Genomic DNA, 3053 nt, shown 5'->3' with positions numbered 1-3053 from the left:
CCTTCGGGAGGGTGTCAGGTCCAGCGCCGGCCGGGGACCTTGCTCGCCCTGGGGCGCTGCCGCTGGCCGGTCACCAGGTGGAAGGCCTTTGCGCGGAGCGGTGCCAGGATCAACCGGCCGGGCTCCACGAGGTTGACCGGCTCCGGGAGGGTGTCCAGGTCCAGCGCTACCGTATACCGACAAGCCTAACTAGCGCCGGGCGTCGTGTCGCGCAATCTGGTCAATTGCATTAGCCGCGCGCTTTGATACCCCGCGCAATTCCATCAATTTCTCGACAACTGTTTCTTTTGTTGGGGCCTGTTTCGGGTCTTTTCCCTCCCAATAAGTCTCAATGGTCCATCGCAGATGTCCTAATAACTCGGTGTCGTGAGAGTAGGGCCAAGGCTTGCCGCTTTCGTTCGTCTGTTCCTCTGCCGTTGGGCCATAAGTTGAACGTCTGTATTGGCTTACCGCGTAATGCTCGATTTCTTCCCGTGTCCACAACCAAGATGGATTCGGAAGTTCTTCACTGTCGGTCAGGGTGCTAAAGGGTTTGCTATCGCTCGGGCGTCGGGGGTCTATTTGTCCGTGCAAAATTGCATTTGAGAATCTCCCTGGGGATAGATAGAGAATATAAGCCGGCGGGGGCAGGCAGGCGCCCAGCAATAGCGAGCCATCAAATAGCGTCAACGCTTGCTGCGCGTTTAGCTGCGCAATAATTGCCGTTTGGTCAGGGATGTCCACATCGGGCCAATATGGCAGATAGTGCGATGAACCAATCATTGAAGTCCAATCTTTAGCAAACCCATCCTGCCATTGCGTTAGCAGTATCCTCCGAATGGTTTTATCCTCTTGGCCTGAAGGGGCCTCGGGCCAAGTACGAATGATTTCACGCAAGGTCGATCCTGATACTAGGCGTAGCTCGCTCACTGTCCGCCCTCCCCGAAAATCCGCGCGTTCATCCGCTCAACAACCGATGCGGTATGATCTTCGCTCAGGTGGGCATACCGCTGAACCATGTTCAGGGTCTTGTGTCCCATGGCCGCCGCAATCTCCGGGAGGCTTGCGCCGCTCATCGCCAGTTCAGACGCAAACGAGTGCCGCAAGTCATGCCAACGAAACTCAGGGATTGCCGCGCGCTTCAGGACCGTTAACCAAGGTGTTCGCAGGTCTACGGGGGTTCCGGGGTGAATGCGGCCTGGAAACACTAGGTCGGTGTCCAAGCGCCGCACCTTGGAGCGTTCGCGTAACAGGTCCAGCGCCGGGCCGCTCAAGCTCAACACGCGCCGCTCGCCGTTCTTGGTCTCATGCAAGATGATCCGCCGCTGTCCAAAGTCCACTTGACCCCAGCGTAAGCCCATCACTTCCGCTTGCCGGGCTCCGGTGGCAAGGGACAAGAGAACCGCTAAGGTCAGGTCAAGGTTGCCGCTGGTACGGCAGGCGTGCAGTAGTCGGGCGCGTTCGTCAGGGTCCAGGAAACGCACAACGCCGCGGGGCTCTTTGGGCTTGGTCACCTTCAACAGCGGGTTACTATCGACCCAAGCCCAATCCTTCACGGCTACCGTAAAGGCGTGGGATAACACGGCAAGGTAACGGTTGACAGTCGCGGGGGTGCGGTGCCGTTCGGGGGCGCCGGGGGCCTGTGGCGGTATCGGCTCTTGGCTCAAAGCGTCCCGACACTCAACCAGTAAGGCAGGGGTGCAATCGGCCAGGGTGATACTGCCGATCCGCTTATTCCACCATGCGAGTTGTTGCACCTGGGGCGCTTGGGTCTTGGCCTTCTTGGTGGGTAACACGTCGCGCACATAGCGGTCTAACAGGTCGCTGATGGTGTGTCGCTTGGCTTCGGTGGTGGCGAAATAGCGGCCTTCTAAGATGGCCGCCTCGGTGGTCTTGGCCCAGCGTTCCGCGTCGGTCTTGCGCGGAAAGGTCGCGGTAACGGGCTGATGTCCACGTTTACGGATCTTCACTTGCCAACTGACCGCGCCGGTCTTGTCAGTGCGCTTGAACAAGGTCGCCATGGGTTAGCCCTCCGACCTTGGCCGGGGGCCGCCCGTGTGCCGGTGGGTTGCAGTGACGCGCGGGCGATAGCGGGCGCGGGGGGTGATACGCTGGCAGGTAGCCATTGCCAAACCTCGGTACAGGTTGGTAGGGGTCAGGGCCTCGGGTCGGTTGCTGCCGATCCGGGGCTTGTTCGTCTTTGGGGGTGCGATCCAATGACAGCTTAGAGTGTGCAGCACGGGGCAAGAAAAGGCAACGGCTGATAACTAATCCGTTGGTCCCGTGCTGCATCGTTATGGTTATGATGGTCTTTGTTGGCTCGCGTGGTCGCAATGGGACATTCACGGGACAGTGCGAGGAAAAAGCGGGGCGTTAAGCGGGTTTCATGCCAGGTTTGAGGGGTCTTTGAAGGGGCGCCGCTCGGGTCAATCGGTGGCGTTATTCGGTACCGGACACAACGCTTACGCTGCCGCTGGCCGGTCACCAGGTGGGAGCCCTCCCCGTGGAGCGGTGTCAGCATCAACCGGCCGGGCTCCGGGAGGTTGACCAGTGCCGCGAGGGCCTTCGGGAGGGTGTCAGGTCCAGCGCCGGCCGGGTTCGCCCTGGGGCTCTGCCGCTGGCCTGTCCAGGCGGAAGCCCTCCCCGGTGGAGCGGTGTCAGCATCAACCGGCCGGGCCAAGTCATGGTGAGGGTACACCCGGAGAACCCTCCGGCCACTGCGCGACCGGCTCGCATCACGGTCGATTTCACTCCGCCCGCTCCGGGTGACGGGCACCCTGCCGTATTGACCGTCAGGGCGGCGATTCGCGGCGAGATTTTTGCCGCGGTGGCATACGGAGCATAGCTCATGGCCGGATCATTCGTCACCGTTACCGTAGAGCGGAAGCCCTCCCCGTGGATTCTTGCGAGGGTCTTCGGGAGGGTGTCAGGTCCAGCGCCGGCCGGAAGCNCCGCGAGGGTCTTCGGGAGGGTGTCCAAATCCAGCGCCGACAGGGCTCGCCCTCGGGCTTGGGCTCTGGCCGGTCCAGGTGAAGACGGCCGCTAAGCCGCCGGCAGGACCTCGATCCAGCCGC

At 61.4% G+C, this 3053-nt stretch carries 2 protein-coding genes; both read right to left on the bottom strand.

Annotated elements, in window-relative coordinates:
• Positions 1-189 precede the first annotated feature (189 nt).
• On the bottom strand, positions 190-909 hold the full coding sequence (locus A39O_RS40520) for a hypothetical protein (protein WP_169338414.1): 720 nt from the start codon (positions 907-909) through the stop codon (positions 190-192).
• Positions 906-2000, bottom strand: coding sequence for a tyrosine-type recombinase/integrase (locus tag A39O_RS0107250; protein WP_020504026.1), 1095 nt, complete (start codon positions 1998-2000; stop codon positions 906-908). The genes A39O_RS40520 and A39O_RS0107250 overlap by 4 nt, the downstream gene beginning before the upstream one ends.
• Positions 2001-3053 lie beyond the last annotated feature (1053 nt).

The organism is Lamprocystis purpurea DSM 4197 (assembly GCF_000379525.1).
GTDB classification, from domain to species: Bacteria; Pseudomonadota; Gammaproteobacteria; order Chromatiales; family Chromatiaceae; genus Thiodictyon; species Thiodictyon purpureum.
This window is presented reverse-complemented; position numbering and strand designations above follow the sequence as displayed.